We start from the raw sequence: 18,946 nt of genomic DNA, 5'->3' as shown, positions 1-18,946 counted from the left end.
CCCCTGAGAAACCCAGGTGGCACAAGGTTTGCTTGTCAAAGCACGGCATCCGCCGCGCAGCGGCGGTCACCTGTCAGTCCCTTTCCAGCCCGGAGGCTCGCAGTGAAATCGAAGAAATGGTTCTCCCTAAGCATCGGCGCATTGGTCCTTGCGGCCGCGCTCCCCGCCACCCAAGCCCTGGCCCAGACCAAGGGCGGCACCCTGAACATGATTGTTCAGCCCGAGCCGCCCGTGATTGTCACGGCCATCAACCAGCAGGGGCCCACGCAATTCGTCGCGGGCAAGATCTACGAAAGCCTGCTGACCTATGACACCAACCTGAAGCCCATGCCGGGCCTGGCCAAATCCTGGGAGGCGTCGGCCGATGGCTTGACCTACACCTTCCACCTGCAAGACAACGTCAAGTGGCACGATGGCAAGCCGTTCACGTCCGAAGACGTGGTGTTCTCGCTGGCCGAGATGCTGCCCAAGACGCATGCCCGCGCCCGCGTCATCCTGAACAAGTTCGTCGATTCGGTCACCGCGCCCGACGCCAAGACCGTCGTCATCAAGCTGAAGACCGCCTTCCCGGCCTTCATGCTGATGTTCGAACCGGGCTTCGCACCCATGATGCCCAAGCATCTGTATGCCGGCACCGATTTCATGACCAATCCGGCCAACCAGAAGCCGGTGGGCACGGGTCCCTTCATGTTCAAGGAATGGAAGCGCGGCGAATACATCAAGCTGACGCGCAACCCCAACTACTGGAAGCCGGGCCTGCCGTACCTGGACGAGTTGGTGTTCAACGTGATCCCGGACGCGGCTTCGCGCGCGGTGGCCTTTGAACGCGGCAGCGTGGACGTGCTGCGCGGCGGCGACGTGGACAACGTCGACATCAAGCGCCTGCGCGCCCTGCCCAAGGTGGAATACACCACGGCCGGCTGGGAAATGTTCTCGCCGCAGGCCTACCTGCTGTTCAACATGCGCAAGCCGCCCTTCGACAATCTGAAGGTGCGTCAAGCGGTCATGGCCGCGATGAACCGCAAGATGGTGGTCAACAATATCTTCTTCGGCCTGGGCAAGGTGTCGACCGGCCCGTTCGTCACCACCGAAATGTTCTACGACAAGAACACCCCGCCCATGCCGTTCGACATGAAAAAGGCGCGTGCGCTGATCAAGGAATCGGGCATCAAGCCCGAGGACTACACGATTCGCCAGTTGAGCTTCCCCTACGGTTCCACCTGGGACCGCTTGGGCGAATACACCAAGCAGGCGCTGGAACAACTGGGCTTCAAGGTGAACCTGGAATCCACGGATGCAGGCGGCTGGGCCAGCCGCACCGGCAACTGGGACTTCGACCTGACCACCAACTTCACCTACCAGTACGGCGACCCGGCGCTGGGCGTGCAGCGTCTGTATATCTCGTCGAACATCGTCAAGGGTTCGCCGTTTGCGAACGTGCAGGGCTACAGCAACCCCGAGACCGACAAGCAGTGGGAAGCAGCCGCCTCTGAAGTAGATCCGGCCAAGCGCCAGGAGCTCTACTCCAAGCTGCAGACGACCCTGGTCAACGAAGTGGCCAACGGCTTCATGGTGGACATGGAATTCCCCACCTTGTATCGCGCCAACGTCAAGAACCTGGTCAAGACCGCCATTGGCCTGAACGAATCGTTCGACGACGTCTACATCGAAAAGTAAGCGCAGCAAGACGCCGCCGTGGAGATCCCCACGGCGGCGGATCCCGGCCGCGCGGCGGGCATGCCCTTGGCTGCCCACGCCAGCCTGAGAAGGACTTCAAGCATGAAATTCCTGTCTTTTCTGTTGTCCCGCATCGGCAAGGCCCTGGTGGTCGTGCTGGGCGTGGTAATCATCAATTTCTTCCTGATTCGCCTCGCGCCCGGCGACCCCGCCGCCGTGCTGGCGGGCCAGGCCGGCGCGGGCGATGCCGCCTACGTCGACCAGTTGCGCGTGGCCTTCGGGCTGGACAAGCCCATCATGACGCAGCTCATGCTGTATCTGAAGGGCGTGGTGCAGCTGGACCTGGGCTTTTCGTATCGCAACCACGTGCCGGTGCTGGACCTGATCGTTGAGCGCCTGCCCGCGACGTTCCTGCTGATGTCCTGCGCCTTTGTTTTTTCCATCGTGCTGGGCGTTTTCCTGGGCGTAGTCGCCGCCAAGGCGCGCTACCGCAACAAGCGCCGCTGGATCGACAGCTCGGTCATGACGGGCGCGTTGCTGTTGTACGCCACGCCCTTGTTCTGGCTGTCGCTGATGGGCATCCTGCTCTTCTCCGTGGTGCTGGGCTGGCTGCCCGCCTTCGGCATGGAAACGGTGGGCGCCGGCTTGACCGGCTGGGCCCGCGCCGTGGATATCGCGCAACATCTGATCCTGCCTACCGTCACCCTGGGCTGCTTCTTCATGGCCGTCTACGTGCGCTTGACGCGGGCATCAATGCTGGAAGTGATCGGCATGGACTTCGTGAAGACGGCGCGCGCCAAGGGGGTTAGCCCCAGCCGCGTGATCCGCGCCCACGTGTTGCGCAACGCCCTGCTGCCCGTCATCACCTTCGCCGGCATCCAGCTTGGCCAGATGGCCGGCGGCGCGGTGCTGACCGAAACCGTGTTCGCGTGGCCGGGCATCGGCCGCCTGATGTTCGACGCCCTGCTGCAACGCGACTACCAATTGCTGCTGGGCATCTTCCTCGTCACTTCCATCATGGTGGTGGTGTTCAACCTGCTGACCGACGTGCTGTACCGCCTGATCGATCCGCGCATTGGCGCCGGTGCGCAGCAAGGAGCCGCCGCATGAAGTCATTTGCCCAACGTTATATGCGCAACTACGGCGCGGTGGCAGGCCTTGCCATCATGCTGGTTGTGGTGATCGTGGCGCTGGCCGCCCCGCTGCTGTATCAGGAGTCGCCCTGGATGATGGTGGCCGACCCCTTGATTCCGCCATTCACGGATGCCGCCTACCCCTTTGGCACCGACATGCTGGGGCGCGACATCACGGCGGGCCTGGTATGGGGCGCGCGGGTGTCGTTGATGGTGGGGCTGCTGTCGACGGCAGTGGCCTTGCTGTTCGGGATACTGATCGGGTCGGTGGCCGGCTACTGCGGCGGTCGGGTGGACGACGCGCTGATGCGCTTCACCGAGTTCTTCCAGACCATTCCGCAGTTGGCCATGGCGGTGGTGCTGGTGGCCATCCTGAGCCCATCGGTGTATTCCATCATGGGCGCCATCGCGGTGGTGTCCTGGCCGCCGGCCGCGCGGCTGGTGCGTTCGGAATTCATGACGCTCAAGCAACGCGAATTCGTCCAGGCCGCGATCGTCATCGGCCAGACGCCCGCGCGCATCGTCAGCACACAGATCTTGCCCAACGCCATGTCGCCCATCATTGTGTCGGCCTCGTTCATGGTGGCGACCGCCATCCTGACGGAATCGTCCCTGTCCTTCCTGGGCCTGGGCGACCGCAATTTGATGAGCTGGGGCTTCATGATCGGAGCCGCGCGCACCATGATCCGCGAAGCCTGGTGGATGAGCGTATGGCCCGGCGTGGCCATCTTGCTGACCGTGCTGGCCATCAACCTGATCGGCGAAGGCCTGAACGACGCCCTCAACCCCCAACTGCGCAAGCGCGGCGAATAGGAGGCCGACATGACCGAAGCCACGCCTCTGCTATCCATCCAGAACCTGAGCATTGCGCTGCCCCGGGGCGGCGACCGCCCCTTCGCCGTGCAGGACGTTTCCTACGATATCCGCACCGGCGAAATCCTCTGCATCGTGGGCGAGTCCGGTTCGGGCAAGTCCATGAGCGCCAACGCCATCATGGGTTTATTGCCCGACTATCTGACGCCGCAGCAGGGCCGCATTTTGTTCCGTGGCAAAGACCTGCTGCGGCAAGACGAAGCCACGCTGCAAGCCATGCGCGGCAAAGACATGGCGATGATCTTCCAGGAGCCGCTGTCGGCCCTGAACCCGCTGATGACCGTGGGCGAACAAATCAGTGAAGTCATGCGCGTCCACAACGCCTATCCCGGCGCCGAACGCATGCGGCGCACGCTGGAACTGCTGGACTTCGTGGGCCTGCCGGACCCGGCCACGCTTTACCACGTCTACCCGTTCCGCTTGTCGGGCGGCCAACGCCAGCGCGTCATGATCGCGATGGCGCTAGCCCTGGAGCCCGCGTTGCTGATCGCCGATGAACCCACCACGGCGCTGGACGTCACCACGCAAGCGCAGATATTGGCGCTGATTGCCCGCATCCAGAAGGAAAAAGGCATGGGCGTGATGTTTGTCACGCACGACTTCGGCGTGGTGGCCGAAATTGCCCATCGCGTCGCCGTCATGGAAAAAGGCATCTTGGTGGAACAAGGCCCCGCCGACGAGGTCTTGAACCGACCGCGCCACCCTTACACCCAGCGGCTGATCGCGGCCGTGCCGCACCGCCGTGGAGAAGAACGCGTGCCAACGGCCGACGACGCGCCCGTGCTGGAAGTGAAAGACCTGAAGAAAACCTACGTGATCGGCCATGGCTGGCTGGGCGGCAAGCGTGAAGTGCGCGCCGTGGACGGCGTCAGCTTCGCCGTGCGGCGGGGCGAGACGCTGGGCATCGTGGGCGAATCGGGGTCGGGAAAATCGACCATCGGGAAATGCCTGCTGAAGTTGGTGGGCATCAACGGCGGGCAATTGATCTTCAACGGCCAGGACATCGCCAAGATGTCGGAGTCGCGTTTTCGCCCGCTGCGCCACGATATCCAGATGATCTTCCAGGACCCGTTCGCCTCGCTAAACCCGCGCCACACCGTGGGCCGCATCATCAGCGACGGCCCGGTGGCCAATGGCGTGCCGCGCGCCCAGGCCGAGGCCCGCGTGCGCGAACTGCTGTCGCTGGTAGGCATGGACCCGTCCGCCTTTGACCGCTACCCGAACCAGTTTTCGGGTGGGCAGCGCCAGCGCATCGGCATCGCGCGCGCGCTGGCGCTAGAGCCCAAGGTGCTGGTGGCCGATGAATCGGTATCGGCGCTGGACGTGTCGGTGCAGGCGCAGGTGCTGCAACTGCTGCATGACCTGCAACAGCGCTTGCAGATTGCGCTGGTGTTCATCACGCACGACCTGCGGGTTGCCGCGCAGATATGCAATTCGGTGCTGGTCATGCATCGCGGCAAAGTTGTCGAGTACGGCTCGCCGTCACAGATTTTCGACAAGCCGCAGCATGAATACACACGGCAGTTGATCGCCGCCGTGCCCGGCCAGCACTGGGACCCCACCCAGGCGACAATGGCCTGATCACATTCCCGACCTTAGCCAACACTTCAGGAGCATTCCTCGTGCAACGTCCCGCCGCCGTTCCCACCGTGCAGATCGACAACGAATTGGTCACCGTCACCGAATGGCGCTTTCCGCCCGGTGGCGAAACGGGCTGGCATCGCCATGGCATGAACTACGTGGTGGTCCCACAAACCACCGGTCCTTTGCTGCTGGACACGCCCACTGGCCAGGTCACCAGCCAGCTCACGACGGGCATCGCCTACTATCGACCGGTTGGCGTTGAGCACAACGTCATCAATCCCGGCGATACCGAATTCGTTTTTGTCGAAATCGAAATCAAGCAGGCCTGACGCATCAGCGAGGACCATCATGAAGGCGTTTTTCTCGGAAGAACAATTGCTGCACACTCCGCAGCAATTCATGCGGCTGGGCCGGCTCAGCGCCCCCACCGATCTGCCGTCCCGGGCGGAAAGCCTGCAAGGCGCGCTGGCGGCGCGGGGCATCCTGGTCGAGGCGCCTTCCGACTATGGCCGCAAGCCACTAGAGAGCATTCATAGCGCCGCATACCTGAACTACCTGGAAACCGCCTACACGCGCTGGCAATCGCTGAAGGCGCCCGGCGTGGATCCCGGGCCGGAAGTCCTGCCCAACCTGTCGCCCTACTACAACGGGCGTGTCGAACAGACCGGACGCGGGCCCTGCCCGTCGCCGTCCATCGTGGCGCAAACGGGCTACTACCTAAGCGACCTGTCTTGCCCGATCGGCCCGCACACCTGGCGCTCGGCCCTGCGGTCAACCCACAGCGCGGTGGCGGCGGCCGACCATGTCGCCAGTACGGGGGGCATGGCTTACGCGCTGTGCCGGCCGTCCGGCCATCACGCGCATCATGACCGCGCTGGCGGCTTTTGCTACTTGAACAGCAGCGCGGCGGCGGCCAGCCGCTTGCTGCAAACCTGGTCCAAGGTGGCGGTGCTGGATGTGGACGCACACCATGGCGACGGCACCCAGAACATTTTCTACCAGCGCGCCGACGTCATGACCGTGTCACTGCACGCCGACCCCAGCGCCTATTACCCGTTCTATACCGGTTATGCCGACGAACGTGGCCACGGCGCGGGCGAAGGCTACAACCTGAACCTGCCGCTTGCGCATGGATCGGGCAACGATCCCTTCCTGGCCGCGCTGGATACGGCATTGTCGACCCTTGCTGGCTACGCACCGCAAGCGCTGGTGCTGGCATTGGGCTTCGACACCTACAAAGACGACCCCATCAGCGTACTGAAGCTGGACATCGACGCCTACCGCGACATCGGCGCGCGCGTGGCCAGCCTGTGTGTGCCTACCGTCGTGGTGCAGGAAGGCGGCTACATGGTTCAGGCCATCGGCCCCGCGCTAGACGCCTTCCTGCAAGGCATGGGGCGGGCCAGCGCCTGACGCGCGCGCATCATTCCATGGCCTCCGTTCCCGACGTCGTCCTGCCCGCCCCCACCGCGTCGCGCAACGCGGGCATCCTGCTGTTCTTCGCGGCGCTGGTCGCGTTCGCCACCTTCGACGCCGGTTCCAAGCACATGCTGGAGCGCTACCCCGCGCCCTTCCTGAACGTGATGCGGTATTTGGCCGTCATTGTCCTTGCGGTCTACATGCTATGGCGCCACGGTCCCGGCCTGCGCCTGCGCGACGCGCCCGAGAAACCATTGCTGGTGCTGCGCGGGATAACGCTGGCCACGGTGGCCACATGCTTCATGACCGCGCTGATCTGGATGCCGCTGTCGGAAGCCACGGCCATCTATTTCACCTCGCCGCTCATCATGGTGGCGCTGTCGCCCTGGTTGCTACGAGAACGGGTGCGCCCCGTGCAGTGGGTCGCGGTAGCCGTGGGTTTTGCCGGCATGCTCTTGATTGTGCGCCCAGGCTCCGACTTGCCGCTGCTGGGCACGCTGTTGATGGCGGTGTCGGCCGTGTGCTACGCGATTTTCCAGGTGCTGACGCGCAAGCTGTCAGGCAAGGTGCCCGGCCCCGTGCAATACGCCTATACCGCGATCATCTGCCTGATCGTCACGGCCTTGCCCGCCCCCTTCTTCCTGCCAGACCCCTGGCCTGGCCCAGCCGACGCCACGCTCATCATCGCGCTGGGCGTATGCAGCGGCCTGGCGCAGGTGCTGCTGATTGCCGCGTTCCAGCGCGTATCGGCCGCCACGCTGGCCCCCTTGAATTACTTCCAACTGCTGCTGGCGGTCTTGTTCAGCACGTTCTGGTTTCAGCGGCCGCCAGATGCCATGGCATTGGCGGGCATGGGGTTGATCATGGCTGCGGGCGTGTTCCTGGCGCTGCGCCGCGCGGCATGACGCCGCCCTTCAACTGGTTTCGCGCTGCACCAGCGTAAAGCCCAAGTCCACCTGCCGTTGGGCGACGGGTTCCCCGGCCAGGTGCCGCATCAACAGGTCGGCCGCCGACAAGCCAATCTGATAGCGCGGCGTGGCAATGGTCGACAAGGGTGGCGTGGTCCAGGCGGTGCCGGCCAGATCATGAAAGCCGATGATGGCCATCTGCTCCGGCACGCGCACGCCCAGCCTGCCGCACTGAAACACCGCGCCCTGCGCCAGGTCATCGTTGCAGAAGAAGACGGCATCGCAATCGGGATGCTGCGCGCGCAAGGTGTCCAGCAAGGACGCGCCCAGGCTGATGGACGATTTCTCCGGCGTCATGATTTCCAGCGTAGCGTCGTAGCAACCCGCATCGCGCAGGGCCTGCCGCGCGCCTTCGCAGCGGCGCAGCGAACGCGGGTCCAACTGAGCGCCGATGATGCCGATGCGGCGGCGGCCGCGCTCCACCAGGTGGCGGCAAGCGGCATAGCCCGAATCAAACTGGGAAAAGCCCACGCTCATGTCTTCGCCATCGGCCAGCGTTTCGATGGTGTGCACCGTGGCGATCCGCTGCGTGCGCAGCAATGTCCAGGTTCCTGGGTTGTGGTCGATACCGGTCAAGATCACGCCGTCCGGCGAATGCTGAAGATATTTGCGCAGCAAGGCTTCTTCAGCGTCAGGCGAATACCCCGTCACCCCAATCAGCATGTGATACCCCTGCTGATCCAGCACTTCCTTGATGCCGGAAATGATGTCCACAAACACCACGTTGCTCAGCGACGGAATCAGCACCACCACGGTTTGCGACCGCGCTGACGCCAAGGCGCTGGCGGCGTGGTTGGGTACATATCCCAATTCCTGGCAAACCCGGACGATATGCAGGCGCAGGGCCTCGGCCACCTTGTCGGGCGTGCGCAACGCGCGCGACACCGTGATGGCGCTGACGCCCGCGCGGCGTGCAACCTCTTGCATGGTGATGCGGCCGGCGTGTGAGCTTCGGGGTTTACGGACGGACATTGGGCCTCGTGGTCGGATGGGCAGCGCGTAGTCTGACGCAAAAACAGGGGCTTGCCAAAGTCGAAATGTTAGCGCTAACATCCGCAAAAGCATAAGCGAAAAAAGCCCCGGAAAACGGGGTAGGAGACAAACATGCAAGCTTCCCGTTCCGGGCGGCCCGGCGGTTCACCGCTGGCCCGCGCCGCCGACTGGTGTTTCAAGTTGCAGACCTGGCTGATGGTGGCCTGTCTGGTCGTCATGGTCGTGCTGCTGTTCGGCAACGTGGCGCTGCGCTACCTGTTCAACTCCGGCATCAATGCGTCAGACGAAGTCTCCCGCCTGGCCTTTGTCTGGCTGATCTTCCTGGGCGCGGTCATTGCGCTACGCGATCACCAGCACATCGGCGTCACCATGCTGGTCGATCGCTTCGGCCCCGCTGCCCGCCGCGTGTCGCATGTGTTCTGCCAACTGCTGGTGCTGTGGGTGCTTTGGCTGATGGCGCAAGGCAGTTGGGTACAGACCGTGATCGGCATGGGCACCGTGCTGCCTGTCACGGGAATGCGTCTGGCGGTATTCAACAGCGCGGCGCTGTACGCGTCGGTCGCCATGGGCATCCTGACCGTGGTCGACATCATTCGCGTGCTGGCCGGTGGCCCCTTGCCGGCGGAATCCAGTCCGGAAGACCCCGCCATCTGATCCCGGCCTTCCCCCGCCCCCGCCTCCCTGCCCCGCCCGGAAACCCGCAATGATCCTGACCGTCTTCCTGCTTGTGCTGCTTGGGCTGATTGCCCTGGGCATGCCGATTGCCTTCGCGCTGCTGCTCAGTGCCCTGGCAATGATGTTCCAACTGAATTTCTTCGACACCCAGATCCTGGCGCAGAACATGTTGACGGGCGCCAACAGCTTCACGCTGATGGCGGTGCCGCTGTTCATGCTGGCGGGCGAACTCATGAACGCAGGCGGCATTTCGCGCCGCATCGTGCGCCTGGCCAGCATGTTTGTCGGGCACGTCCAAGGCGGACTGGGCTACGTGGCCATTTTCGCCAGTGTGCTGCTGGCCGCCCTTTCCGGCTCGGCGGTGGCCGATGCCGCCGCGCTCGGGTCGTTGTTGATCCCCATGTTGCGCGAAAAAGGTTACGACGCCGGACAGGCCTCGGGCTTGATCGCCGCGGGCGGCATCGTCGCCCCCATCATTCCGCCGTCCATCTCGTTCATTATTTTTGGCGTGGCCACGAATGTGTCGATCACCAAGCTGTTCTTCGCCGGCATCGCGCCGGGGCTGATGATGGGCATGACCTTGGTAGCCGTATGGACCTGGGTGGCGCGCAAGCACGGCAGCATTACGCCGTCACCACGCGAACCCTGGAGCAAGCGCTGGAAAGCGCTGCGCGAATCGCTGTGGGCGCTGATGTTGCCCGTGATCATCATCGGCGGGCTGCGTGGCGGCATCTTCACACCGACCGAAGCAGCCGTGGTGGCCGCCGTCTATGCGTTGATCGTCAGTCTGTTCGTTTACCGCGAGATCGGCCTGCGGGACCTGGTGCCGCTGTTCGTGAACGCCGCGCGCACCACGTCCGTGGTGATGTTCCTGGTGGCCGCCGCAATGGTGTCGTCCTACATGATCACGTTGGCCGACATGCCGCAAGACCTTATCGCGCTGCTAGCGCCCATCATGGACCAGCCCAAGCTGCTGATGTTCGCGCTGTTGCTTCTGTTGATTTTGATCGGCACCGTCATGGACCTGACGCCCACCATCCTGATTCTGGCCCCGGTGCTGATGCCGGTGGTCACCAAGGCCGGCATCGACCCCGTGTACTTTGGCGTCATGTTTGTCATGGTGGGCTGCGTGGGTCTCTTGACCCCGCCCGTGGGCACAGTACTGAACGTGGTGTGCGGCGTGGCCCGCATCAACATGGAAACTATCTGCAAGGGGGTGTGGCGCTACGTCGTGGCCTACGCGATCTTGCTGATTCTGTTGGTGATCTTCCCCGAACTGATCACCGTACCCGCACGCTGGATGCACTAGCGGCATAGAGAAAACCCCAAGGAGGAGCACCATGACCATTCGATTCAAGACCCGTCTACTTGTGCTGGCTACCGCGCTGTCCTGCGCTGTGGCCGGCGTGGCCGCGGCGGCCGACGTCAAGCCGCGCCTGATCCGCTTCGGCTACGGCCTGAACGAAGAAAGCGTCCAGGGCCGCGCCGCGCGCTTCCTGGCGCAAGAGCTTGAAAAAGTCAGCGACGGCAAGCTGAAGATGAGGACCTTTGGTTCCGCAACACTGGGTTCCGATGAACAAATGCAGGGCGCCCTGGCTGGCGGCGCACAGGAAATGATGGTGGGTTCCACCGCGCCATTGGCAGGCATGGTCAAGGAATTTGGCGTGTTTGACCTGCCCTTCCTGTTCAACAGCGAAAAGGAAGCCGACGCCGTGCTGGACGGCAAGGTGGGCCAGGACCTGCTGAAGAAGCTGGAAGCCAAGGGCCTGGTGGGACTGGTCTATTGGGAAAACGGCTTTCGCAACATGACCAATTCCAAGCATCCGATCGTGCGCGCGGAAGACATGCAAGGCATCAAGCTGCGGGTCATGCAGAACCAGATCGCGTTGGGCGTCTTCAACACGCTGGGCGCGAACGCCGTGCCGATGCCGTTCTCGGAACTGTTCACCGCCTTGGAAACGCGCACGGTCGATGGCCAGGAAAACCCCATCACCACCATCCAAAGCAGCAAGTTCTACGAAGTGCAGCCCTTCCTGACCATCACGCGCCACGTCTACACGCCGTGGGTGGTGCTGGCCTCGAAGAAATGGTGGGACACCTTGTCGCCTGACGAACAGAAGCTGATCCGGCAGGCGGCCGCGGCCTCGCGCGATTTCGAGCGCAAGGACAGCCGCGCGGATTCGACCAAGGCCATGGCGACGCTTGAAAAGGCCGGCATGAAGATCAACACGGTCAGCCCCGAGGAAGTGGCGCGCATGCGCGAAAAGGTTCAGCCGGTGGTCGACAAATACACCCAGGAGCTGGGGCCCGACCTCATCAAGCAAATGAACGACGAGATCCAGAAGGCGCGTAATTAAGGCCTGATGTTGCAAGGCCTGATGTTCGGGCCTTGATTACTGACGTCTCATCACTGACGCCCACGCGAAGCAAGCGAGTCACCCATGTCTCAGATACCCCGCAAATTGCGCAGCCAGAAATGGTTCGACGACCCCTCGCACGCCGATATGACGGCGATCTACGTCGAGCGCTATCTTAACTACGGCCTGACGCGGCAAGAGCTGCAGTCCGGGCGGCCGATCATCGGCATCGCCCAGACCGGCAGCGACCTGGCGCCCTGCAACCGGCATCACCTGGCGCTGGCCGAGCGCATCAAGGCGGGTATCCGGGACGCGGGCGGCATCCCGATGGAGTTCCCGGTGCATCCGCTGGCCGAACAAGGCCGGCGGCCCACCGCGGCGCTGGACCGCAATCTGGCCTATCTGGGGCTGGTGGAGATTTTGCACGGCTATCCACTGGACGGCGTGGTGCTGACCACCGGTTGCGACAAAACCACCCCCGCTTGCCTGATGGCCGCCGCCACGGTTGACCTGCCCGCCATCGTGCTGTCGGGCGGGCCGATGCTGGACGGCTGGCACGACGGCCAGCGGGTGGGGTCTGGCACCGTCATCTGGCATGCGCGCAACCTGATGGCGGCGGGCAAGCTGGACTACGAAGGCTTCATGACGCTGGCCACGGCATCGTCGCCGTCGGTCGGGCACTGCAACACCATGGGCACGGCGCTGTCCATGAACTCGCTGGCGGAAGCGCTGGGCATGTCGCTGCCCACCTGCGCCAGCATTCCCGCGCCTTATCGCGAACGCGCGCAGATGGCTTACGCCACCGGCATGCGCATTTGCGACATGGTGCGCGAAGACCTGCGACCGTCGCACATCCTGACCCGGCAGGCCTTTGAAAACGCCATCGTCGTGGCGTCGGCGCTGGGCGCGTCCAGCAACTGTCCGCCGCATTTGATCGCCATGGCCCGCCACGCCGGCATCGACCTTAGCCTGGACGATTGGCAGCGGCTGGGCGAAGACGTGCCGCTGCTGGTCAATTGCGTGCCAGCCGGCGAACACCTGGGCGAAGGCTTCCACCGGGCGGGCGGCGTGCCCGCCGTCATGCACGAACTGCTGGCCGCGGGCCGCCTGCACGCAGACTGCGCCACCGTGTCCGGCAAAACCATCGGCGACATCGCCGCCGCCTCCAAGACCCGCGACGCCGACGTCATCCGCACCTGCGAGGCGCCGCTCAAGCACCGTGCCGGTTTCATCGTGCTGTCCGGCAACTTCTTCGACAGCGCCATCATCAAGATGTCGGTCGTGGGCGAAGCCTTCCGCCGCACCTATCTGTCAGAGCCGGGATCGGAGAACGCCTTCGAGGCGCGCGCCATCGTGTTCGAAGGCCCCGAGGACTATCACGCCCGCATCGAAGACCCGTCCCTGAACATCGACGAACACTGCATCCTGGTGATACGCGGCGCCGGCACCGTGGGCTATCCGGGCAGCGCGGAGGTTGTCAACATGGCCCCGCCCTCGCACCTGATCAAGCGCGGCGTGGACTCGCTGCCTTGCCTGGGCGACGGTCGGCAAAGCGGCACCTCGGCCAGCCCGTCCATCCTGAATATGTCACCGGAAGCCGCCGCGGGCGGGGGCTTGGCGCTGCTGCGCACGGGCGACAAGATCCGCGTCGACCTGAACCAACGCAGCGTGACGGCGCTGGTGGATGACGAGGAAATGGAACGGCGGAAACAGGAACCGGCGTACCAGCCACCGGCCCCGCAAACGCCCTGGCAGGAACTCTATCGGCAACTGGTCGGCCAACTGTCGACCGGCGGTTGCCTGGAGCCCGCAACGCTATATCTGAAAGTGATCGAAACGCGGGGCGATCCCCGGCATTCACACTGAACGCGTCAGGCTGAATACCCCGCGCCGTTTCGGCGCGGAACCTCTAGCGTTGCGACGGCTCGCCATTGGCGCTGGCACCCGTCGTTCTGGGTGCCGGGCGGCTCAGCACATACACCGCGCTGGCCAGAAAGAACAGGCCAACGCCCGCCGCCAGTGGCCACGACGGATGCGCGCTCCACCAGAAAATGCCGTAGCCCAGCGCCATGCCCAGACAAGCGTACGTCTTACCCTTGCGCGACACGGCCTTCTGTTCGCGCCAGATGCGCAGGGGCGGCCCGTAAGTCGGACTATCCAGCAGCCATTTTTCCAGGCGTGGAGACGAGCGCGAAAAGCAGCCCACCGCCAAAATCAGGAAAATCGTCGTCGGCATGACCGGCAAAAACGCGCCGATGACGCCCAATGCCAGCATCACGCAGCCCAACGCCAACCATAGAGCTTTGATCATGATGGTCAGCAGAATATCGCAAATGCCGCCAGCGCAGCCGTATTCAACGCCATGATGGGCGGCCTATGTGCGTGGCTCCGGCATTTGGGCGCGTAGCATTTCCATGAATTTCGGGCCGGGCGATCCGCCCGCCGCGCGTGCCTTGACCACCATCGCCCAGGCTTGGTCGTATTGCCCCCGCCAGTAATAGGCGGTGGCCCACGACGAATACAGATACCCCTTATCCGGCTCGACGGCCTCGCCTTTGCGGTACCACTCGTCGGAACGGGCGGTTGCCGCCACCCGTGCTTCAGGGGGCAGCGTCTTGTCTTCCGCCGCGCAGCGGGCCGCGATGCGTCCCGCGTCCGCATAAATGCCCTGAAAGGTGGGCGGATCATGGCTGATCGCCAAATCCATCATGCTCATCGCTTGGCAGAACTTGCCCTGGTCATGCAGCACGGCGGCAAAGCCGGCATAGGCCTCGGAGTTATCCGGATTCAACAGCCAAGCCTGGTTGAAACGGCGCATCGCCATGCCCAGTTGGTCGGCTTGATAGAAGCGGTATCCCTGGGCCACCCACGCCCGCGAGGCCTTGTCGGCGGAGCCGAACGCTTGAACCGCGTCCGCAACCAGCTTTTTGTCGCTGGCCTGAAGTGCCGCGGCGGCCGATCGATCCATGCCACCGTACATGGGCAGCTCGTCGATGCGGGGCTGCGCTTGCGTTGCGGGCGGCGGCTTGACGGCGCAAGCGCCCAGCCAAAGGCAAGGAACCAGCAGTAGAGCCTTGATGGAGTTATGCATAGTGTGGCCGGTGGAGAAGATACGCCGGACCTTATCAGATATGGCGCGGGACTGGCGCACGCAGCGCCTGGCATGTCACTTGCTGAGTGGGAGCCAGTTTCTATTTTTGGGGGAGCACCATGAAATCCGACGACGTTGTGGAAATGGAACCTGTCGAGCACGGGCATCGCTCGCGACTTCGCGAATTAAAAGACATCGACGCCAGGCGGCCCGACTTTCCTGGCGAGCATGTGATCGTATTTGGCTTGGGCGCATTGCTGATGGTGGCCGGCCTGAAGGGCCGAACCCTGTTCAAGCGCACCGTGCTGACGGCTGCCGGCACGGCGCTGATGGGCCGCGCCGCAAGTGGCACGGGCGGCATCTCAAAACTGGCGCGTGTCGTCAGGAAACTGCGCTGACGCAGCAAGCGTGAACGAGAGCCGCACCATGCAAGCACTATGGGATTTTCTTCAATGGCCGGCGATGCTTACCTCGCTGGCGGCCGCATGGCTCGTGGCGTCTCAAGGAAAAGCGAAACGCCAATGGGGGTTTTGGGTCTTTCTATTTAGCAATGCCTTATGGATTGCATGGGGCATGCACGATGGGGCGTTTGCGCTGATCGCGCTTCAAGTCGGGCTGGCCGCGTTGAATATTCGTGGGGTGATGAAAAACAAACAAGCGGGCCGTGCGACGCAGGAAGCGGGAACCCCATGAATTCGCATCAACACCGCAGCCAATTCCACTTACATCTTTATCAATTCCTCCCCTACTCCAAAGGATTACGACCATCCTAGAATCGGTTCACTGCCACTTTTGGCTGACCAGGAGCCAATCCATGGATGCACCCGCTATCAAGAAATATGCCGCTGCCCTGATCTGTTGTCTGTACTTGGGTGGCAGCGCAGTCGCCGCTCCGCCAGAAGGAAAAGGAAAACCTGATAACGCGGGCCAGGGCCAGGGCAATAAGAACAACGGCAACGGTAAAGGCAATGGCAACGGTAATAGTGGCAATAAGGGCGGCTCGCCCAAAGGGGGAGCCGCCGATTCCGGTGACACGAACGTGACGCTGCGCCACGCCGGCATCACGATCTCGGTCGCCAGAGGCTACGCGGACGAGTATGGGTTGTCGGGTTACAGCGCATTACCGCCTGGCGTCCGTAAGAATCTGGCGCGCGGCAAGCCTCTGCCTCCGGGCATTGCAAAGAAGATGGTCCCGGGTCCGATGCTGGCTCGCCTGCCCGCCTATCCTGGCTACGAATGGCGAGTCGCAGGATCCGATCTGATCCTCGTGGCAGTCGCGACCGCCGTGGTCGCCGATGTGCTTTTTGACGTTTTTGATTGACGCGGATCGCAGGCGTAGGCACCCACGCAACAGCCGGCATGCAGAGCAGAAGCTGAAAACAAAAAGCCGCGAAGTCTAAGATTTACGCGGCTTTGCAGGGCTCTAGAACCATTGCGAACACCAAGGGCCGTCGTCAACCAGCAGACGAGGAGCGCACTTCCATGTGCGGGTCCGCGCCGATCACCACTTCGTCCAGCTCGCTGGCCGGGACTGGTTTTCCAAAAAACCAACCCTGGCCTACGGCCTGCGGCGCACGTTCTAGTATGTAGTCAACCTGCCTGCGCATTTCTATGCCTTCCACGACGAGTTGAATGTCCAGTTGATTGGCCATTTCGATTACTTGATCCAATACCGGAGTGGCGCTGGAAACGTCTCCAATTGACCTGACAAAAATTCTGTCCAACTTGATCCCGCTGACGTCCCATTGGAGGACGTTCCCAAGGTTGGAATACCCCACGCCAAAATCGTCCAGGAAGACTCTGAAGCCCGCTTTGCGATAGCGCTTGAACAGTTCTGCCGGTGAGGTGGTTGAGAACCTAGCAGACTCTGTCACTTCAAGCACAATCCGCGCGGGCGAGACTCCACGCTCTGCTACACAATGAACGAGAAATTCAAGGAACAAGTCGTCTTCCAAATCTGCGGGAAAGACATTGACACTCAAATAGAATGGCTGTGCGGCGGTCAAGCGTTCCCGCACGCCGTCAATCGCATTGCGGATGATGTATCTCGTGAAAAGTCGACGGAGTCCCATCGACTCAACCCACGGAATAAACGTGTCCGGAGGAATAGGCCCCACTTCATCGTGCGTCCAGCGGGCAAGCGCTTCAGCGCCAACCATTTCGCCTGTTGCTAGAGAACAAAGGGGCTGATAGCGAACGTGTATTTTCTCTTGACGTAGAGCCCGGGCCATACTCACTCGCAAACCGTTTGAGCCTCGCCACCAGAGGAACAGCGCTATGCCACTGGCCGCGCCCAGTACTATCCCGATCAGGGCTGACACCAGGACGGAAACGCGCGCATTCACCCTGGTAAACGACTCAACACAGACGTCGGGTTCACCCGCCGACGAACACGTGGCCCCATGCCGAATTATCCCAAGCCAGCTCTCTAGCCGCCCCTTAACACCCGAGTCTTTCGTCGCATGTGGCTGAGAACCGAATTCCTGGATTGTGCTTCCGTCTCTTGAAAATGCCCGTCCCCACAAACGGCCAGAGTGCTCTTCCACCTCGCCAAGTGCATTAGGGATAATAAATACCGCCACGCGGTCATTTGCGGCTAACCCGCCAATGAACGATGGCTGAACCGGGTTTGTCAGATTTCTCCACAGGGTGATGCCGTAGCGCACGCGCTTCCCGCCAGGAGGAAGCGCATACGGTTCCTTCCAGCGTCCCCACACGGCCGAGCATCTCAATGCCCCATCGGAAATCCGAGCGATGTCGCCGGCATACCTAGACTTAAAGAGGCGCGTCCTCATCCGGGCAAGGTCCTCGTCCGAACATGATTCCGCCGGAGCGCTCAGCTCAATAATCGTGGCGATTTGCTCATTGGCAATGTCGAGCGAACGTCGAAGTAGATGGTCATTATTGTGATCAACGATCTCGTCCGCGTGCGAAGCTTCAAGCGAATAGCCGATTGCCCCACAAAGCACGGTGAGCACCACAGTTGGCACAAGGACCAAAAGCAACCCATACCGGCTTGGGAGACGGCCTGTCGTCATAATCATCCTTAGGAACTAAGGAGATTCTACGATCAGCGCAGACGGCGGCAATCATTCCATCAAGGCCACTTTTCTCGCCGTCCTTTTTGCGCAAAATTGATGCACAGCAACAGGTCTTGCTTGATGCAGGCGCTGACTGCGTCACGCGTCCGCCCCCTCCGAGCGTTGGCGGGCAGAATGCAAAAAAGCCGCAAAGTCATAGACTTATGCGGCTTTCATGTCGGTGCGTGGCACCTCTTGCAAGTATTCTGGTAGGCGGTATTGGGTTCGAACCAACGACCTCCACGATGTCAACGTGGCGCTCTAACCAACTGAGCTAACCGCCTGCAAAGAAGAAGAATTATATAGTGCTTTTTTGAACTGTGCAAATCGTCATAATCGATTTTTTGCTACGTTCGTTGCGTGGTAATGGCTTTGCTTTCGCTAGCTTTCGCTGCCATAGCTGTGAGCATTTTTCTGCCCACATCACCGCACTACATTCCCTTCAATTTCGCATCTGCAGCATGTGCCGCATCAACGAAGACCGAGATTCTATCAGAACTTTTTATTCCTTGCTCAAGCTCGACGCCGCTGCTCACATCGACCCCCCAAGGCCTGACACGCTCGATCGCCTGGCCGACGTTATCGCCGTTCAAACCGCCCGACAAGATCAACGGACGCGACACCGGATCCGCGCGCACCTCGTCCAGCAAGCTGTAGTCAAAGCCGTGGCCGCTACCACCGTAGCCGGCGCTGTAGCTGTCGAACAGCCAGCCCGCCGCTTCGCCGAAAGCCCGGCAGTACGTGGCCAGGTTTTCCGCCGTGTCCAGGCCCGGCGCGCCCGCGCGGAAGGCACGCAGAAAACGATGGCTATAACGGCCGCAATCCTGCGGTGACTCGTCGCCGTGGAACTGCAGCAATTCCGGCTCTACTTCGTCCAGCACGGCTTGTACCTCGGACGGATCCGGGTTCACGAACAATGCCACGACGTCCACAAAGGCCGGTACCGTGCGGCGCAACTGCGCGGCGCGCGTCGGCGTAAGGCAACGTTTGCTCTTGGGATAGAAGACGAAACCGATCGCATCGACGCCGGCAGCAACGGCCGCCTCGATGTCTTGTTCGCGGGTCAATCCGCAGATTTTTATGCGTGTGCGCATGA

Annotated in this window: 19 protein-coding genes and 1 tRNA gene; 14 read left to right on the top strand and 6 right to left on the bottom strand. The window is 62.4% G+C overall.

Annotation, left to right across the window (positions count from 1 at the left end):
- Positions 1-102 precede the first annotated feature (102 nt).
- The 7 genes from ELS24_RS10875 to ELS24_RS10845 all read left to right on the top strand — a co-directional run bounded on the left by ELS24_RS10875 (position 103) and on the right by ELS24_RS10845 (position 7,591).
- Positions 103-1,677 carry an ABC transporter substrate-binding protein gene (locus tag ELS24_RS10875; RefSeq protein ID WP_127184116.1) on the top strand — a complete coding sequence of 525 codons (1,575 nt, stop codon included), beginning with the start codon at positions 103-105 and terminating at the stop codon, positions 1,675-1,677.
- A 102-nt stretch (positions 1,678-1,779) separates the two neighbouring features.
- Complete coding sequence (locus ELS24_RS10870) at positions 1,780-2,787, top strand: ABC transporter permease (protein ID WP_050448606.1); 1,008 nt, start codon at positions 1,780-1,782, stop codon at positions 2,785-2,787.
- Entirely contained in the window at positions 2,784-3,623 is an 840-nt protein-coding gene (locus ELS24_RS10865) for an ABC transporter permease (RefSeq protein ID WP_050448607.1), read from the top strand. Before ELS24_RS10870 ends, ELS24_RS10865 begins: the two co-directional genes overlap by 4 nt.
- A 9-nt stretch (positions 3,624-3,632) precedes the next feature.
- On the top strand, positions 3,633-5,264 hold the full coding sequence (locus tag ELS24_RS10860; protein WP_127184115.1) for an ABC transporter ATP-binding protein: 1,632 nt from the start codon (positions 3,633-3,635) through the stop codon (positions 5,262-5,264).
- 41 nt (positions 5,265-5,305) lie between these two features.
- Positions 5,306-5,596, top strand: a complete 291-nt coding sequence (locus ELS24_RS10855; protein WP_050448609.1) for a cupin domain-containing protein — start codon at positions 5,306-5,308, stop codon at positions 5,594-5,596.
- Between the two features lie 19 nt (positions 5,597-5,615).
- Positions 5,616-6,680, top strand: coding sequence for a histone deacetylase family protein (locus ELS24_RS10850; RefSeq protein ID WP_127184114.1), 1,065 nt, complete (start codon positions 5,616-5,618; stop codon positions 6,678-6,680).
- 17 nt (positions 6,681-6,697) lie between these two features.
- A complete protein-coding gene (locus ELS24_RS10845; RefSeq protein WP_050448611.1) occupies positions 6,698-7,591 on the top strand; it encodes a DMT family transporter in 894 nt (297 codons plus the stop codon).
- Between the two features lie 9 nt (positions 7,592-7,600).
- Here the strand turns inward: ELS24_RS10845 and ELS24_RS10840 are convergent, their stop codons facing one another.
- On the bottom strand, positions 7,601-8,626 hold the full coding sequence (locus ELS24_RS10840; protein ID WP_127184113.1) for a LacI family DNA-binding transcriptional regulator: 1,026 nt from the start codon (positions 8,624-8,626) through the stop codon (positions 7,601-7,603).
- A 132-nt stretch (positions 8,627-8,758) separates the two neighbouring features.
- Between ELS24_RS10840 and ELS24_RS10835 the strand changes: the two genes are divergently transcribed.
- The 4 genes from ELS24_RS10835 (at position 8,759) to ELS24_RS10820 (ending at position 13,545) form a co-directional block, all read left to right on the top strand.
- A complete protein-coding gene (locus tag ELS24_RS10835; protein WP_127184112.1) occupies positions 8,759-9,301 on the top strand; it encodes a TRAP transporter small permease in 543 nt (180 codons plus the stop codon).
- A gap of 49 nt (positions 9,302-9,350) precedes the next feature.
- Positions 9,351-10,631 carry a TRAP transporter large permease gene (locus ELS24_RS10830; RefSeq protein WP_050448614.1) on the top strand — a complete coding sequence of 427 codons (1,281 nt, stop codon included), beginning with the start codon at positions 9,351-9,353 and terminating at the stop codon, positions 10,629-10,631.
- 31 nt (positions 10,632-10,662) lie between these two features.
- On the top strand, positions 10,663-11,679 hold the full coding sequence (locus ELS24_RS10825; protein ID WP_050448615.1) for a TRAP transporter substrate-binding protein: 1,017 nt from the start codon (positions 10,663-10,665) through the stop codon (positions 11,677-11,679).
- A gap of 84 nt (positions 11,680-11,763) precedes the next feature.
- Positions 11,764-13,545 carry an IlvD/Edd family dehydratase gene (locus ELS24_RS10820; protein ID WP_127184111.1) on the top strand — a complete coding sequence of 594 codons (1,782 nt, stop codon included), beginning with the start codon at positions 11,764-11,766 and terminating at the stop codon, positions 13,543-13,545.
- 43 nt (positions 13,546-13,588) lie between these two features.
- Here ELS24_RS10820 and ELS24_RS10815 read toward each other — a convergent pair whose 3' ends face one another.
- Entirely contained in the window at positions 13,589-13,990 is a 402-nt protein-coding gene (locus ELS24_RS10815; RefSeq protein ID WP_198158198.1) for a YbaN family protein, read from the bottom strand.
- Positions 13,991-14,053: 63 nt separating this feature from the next.
- A complete protein-coding gene (locus tag ELS24_RS10810) occupies positions 14,054-14,770 on the bottom strand; it encodes a tetratricopeptide repeat protein (protein ID WP_127184110.1) in 717 nt (238 codons plus the stop codon).
- Positions 14,771-14,889: 119 nt separating this feature from the next.
- Here ELS24_RS10810 and ELS24_RS10805 point away from each other — a divergent pair, with 119 nt between their 5' ends.
- The 3 genes from ELS24_RS10805 (at position 14,890) to ELS24_RS10795 (ending at position 16,091) form a co-directional block, all read left to right on the top strand.
- Positions 14,890-15,168, top strand: coding sequence for a hypothetical protein (locus ELS24_RS10805; RefSeq protein ID WP_127184109.1), 279 nt, complete (start codon positions 14,890-14,892; stop codon positions 15,166-15,168).
- Positions 15,169-15,196: 28 nt separating this feature from the next.
- Positions 15,197-15,463, top strand: a complete 267-nt coding sequence (locus tag ELS24_RS10800; RefSeq protein ID WP_050448638.1) for a hypothetical protein — start codon at positions 15,197-15,199, stop codon at positions 15,461-15,463.
- 121 nt (positions 15,464-15,584) lie between these two features.
- On the top strand, positions 15,585-16,091 hold the full coding sequence (locus ELS24_RS10795; protein WP_127184108.1) for an anti-virulence regulator CigR family protein: 507 nt from the start codon (positions 15,585-15,587) through the stop codon (positions 16,089-16,091).
- Between the two features lie 133 nt (positions 16,092-16,224).
- Here ELS24_RS10795 and ELS24_RS10790 read toward each other — a convergent pair whose 3' ends face one another.
- The 3 genes from ELS24_RS10790 to ELS24_RS10780 all read right to left on the bottom strand — a co-directional run bounded on the left by ELS24_RS10790 (position 16,225) and on the right by ELS24_RS10780 (position 18,944).
- The gene (locus ELS24_RS10790; RefSeq protein WP_164741240.1) at positions 16,225-17,808 is read right to left on the bottom strand and encodes an EAL domain-containing protein; all 1,584 of its coding nucleotides are present in this window, start codon (positions 17,806-17,808) and stop codon (positions 16,225-16,227) included.
- 249 nt (positions 17,809-18,057) lie between these two features.
- A tRNA-Val gene (locus ELS24_RS10785) sits at positions 18,058-18,134 on the bottom strand.
- A 147-nt stretch (positions 18,135-18,281) separates the two neighbouring features.
- Positions 18,282-18,944, bottom strand: coding sequence for a phosphoribosylanthranilate isomerase (locus tag ELS24_RS10780; RefSeq protein ID WP_127184106.1), 663 nt, complete (start codon positions 18,942-18,944; stop codon positions 18,282-18,284).
- Between the last annotated feature and the right edge of the window lie 2 nt (positions 18,945-18,946).

The sequence above is a fragment of the Achromobacter spanius genome (genome assembly GCF_003994415.1).
GTDB lineage: Bacteria > Pseudomonadota > Gammaproteobacteria > Burkholderiales > Burkholderiaceae_B > Achromobacter > Achromobacter spanius_C.
Note: the sequence above shows the minus strand (reverse complement) of the source record. Positions and strands in the feature narration are given on the sequence as shown.

Coding starts and splice junctions, on each gene's coding strand:
- ELS24_RS10780 (WP_127184106.1), bottom strand. CDS start 18,944: ATGCGCACACGCATAAAAATCTGCGGATTGACCCGCGAACAAGACATC.
- ELS24_RS10820 (WP_127184111.1), top strand. CDS start 11,764: ATGTCTCAGATACCCCGCAAATTGCGCAGCCAGAAATGGTTCGACGAC.
- ELS24_RS10850 (WP_127184114.1), top strand. CDS start 5,616: ATGAAGGCGTTTTTCTCGGAAGAACAATTGCTGCACACTCCGCAGCAA.
- ELS24_RS10830 (WP_050448614.1), top strand. CDS start 9,351: ATGATCCTGACCGTCTTCCTGCTTGTGCTGCTTGGGCTGATTGCCCTG.
- ELS24_RS10795 (WP_127184108.1), top strand. CDS start 15,585: ATGGATGCACCCGCTATCAAGAAATATGCCGCTGCCCTGATCTGTTGT.
- ELS24_RS10790 (WP_164741240.1), bottom strand. CDS start 17,808: ATGACGACAGGCCGTCTCCCAAGCCGGTATGGGTTGCTTTTGGTCCTT.
- ELS24_RS10825 (WP_050448615.1), top strand. CDS start 10,663: ATGACCATTCGATTCAAGACCCGTCTACTTGTGCTGGCTACCGCGCTG.
- ELS24_RS10810 (WP_127184110.1), bottom strand. CDS start 14,770: ATGCATAACTCCATCAAGGCTCTACTGCTGGTTCCTTGCCTTTGGCTG.
- ELS24_RS10815 (WP_198158198.1), bottom strand. CDS start 13,990: ATGATCAAAGCTCTATGGTTGGCGTTGGGCTGCGTGATGCTGGCATTG.
- ELS24_RS10840 (WP_127184113.1), bottom strand. CDS start 8,626: ATGTCCGTCCGTAAACCCCGAAGCTCACACGCCGGCCGCATCACCATG.
- ELS24_RS10860 (WP_127184115.1), top strand. CDS start 3,633: ATGACCGAAGCCACGCCTCTGCTATCCATCCAGAACCTGAGCATTGCG.
- ELS24_RS10835 (WP_127184112.1), top strand. CDS start 8,759: ATGCAAGCTTCCCGTTCCGGGCGGCCCGGCGGTTCACCGCTGGCCCGC.
- ELS24_RS10865 (WP_050448607.1), top strand. CDS start 2,784: ATGAAGTCATTTGCCCAACGTTATATGCGCAACTACGGCGCGGTGGCA.
- ELS24_RS10800 (WP_050448638.1), top strand. CDS start 15,197: ATGCAAGCACTATGGGATTTTCTTCAATGGCCGGCGATGCTTACCTCG.
- ELS24_RS10805 (WP_127184109.1), top strand. CDS start 14,890: ATGAAATCCGACGACGTTGTGGAAATGGAACCTGTCGAGCACGGGCAT.
- ELS24_RS10870 (WP_050448606.1), top strand. CDS start 1,780: ATGAAATTCCTGTCTTTTCTGTTGTCCCGCATCGGCAAGGCCCTGGTG.
- ELS24_RS10845 (WP_050448611.1), top strand. CDS start 6,698: ATGGCCTCCGTTCCCGACGTCGTCCTGCCCGCCCCCACCGCGTCGCGC.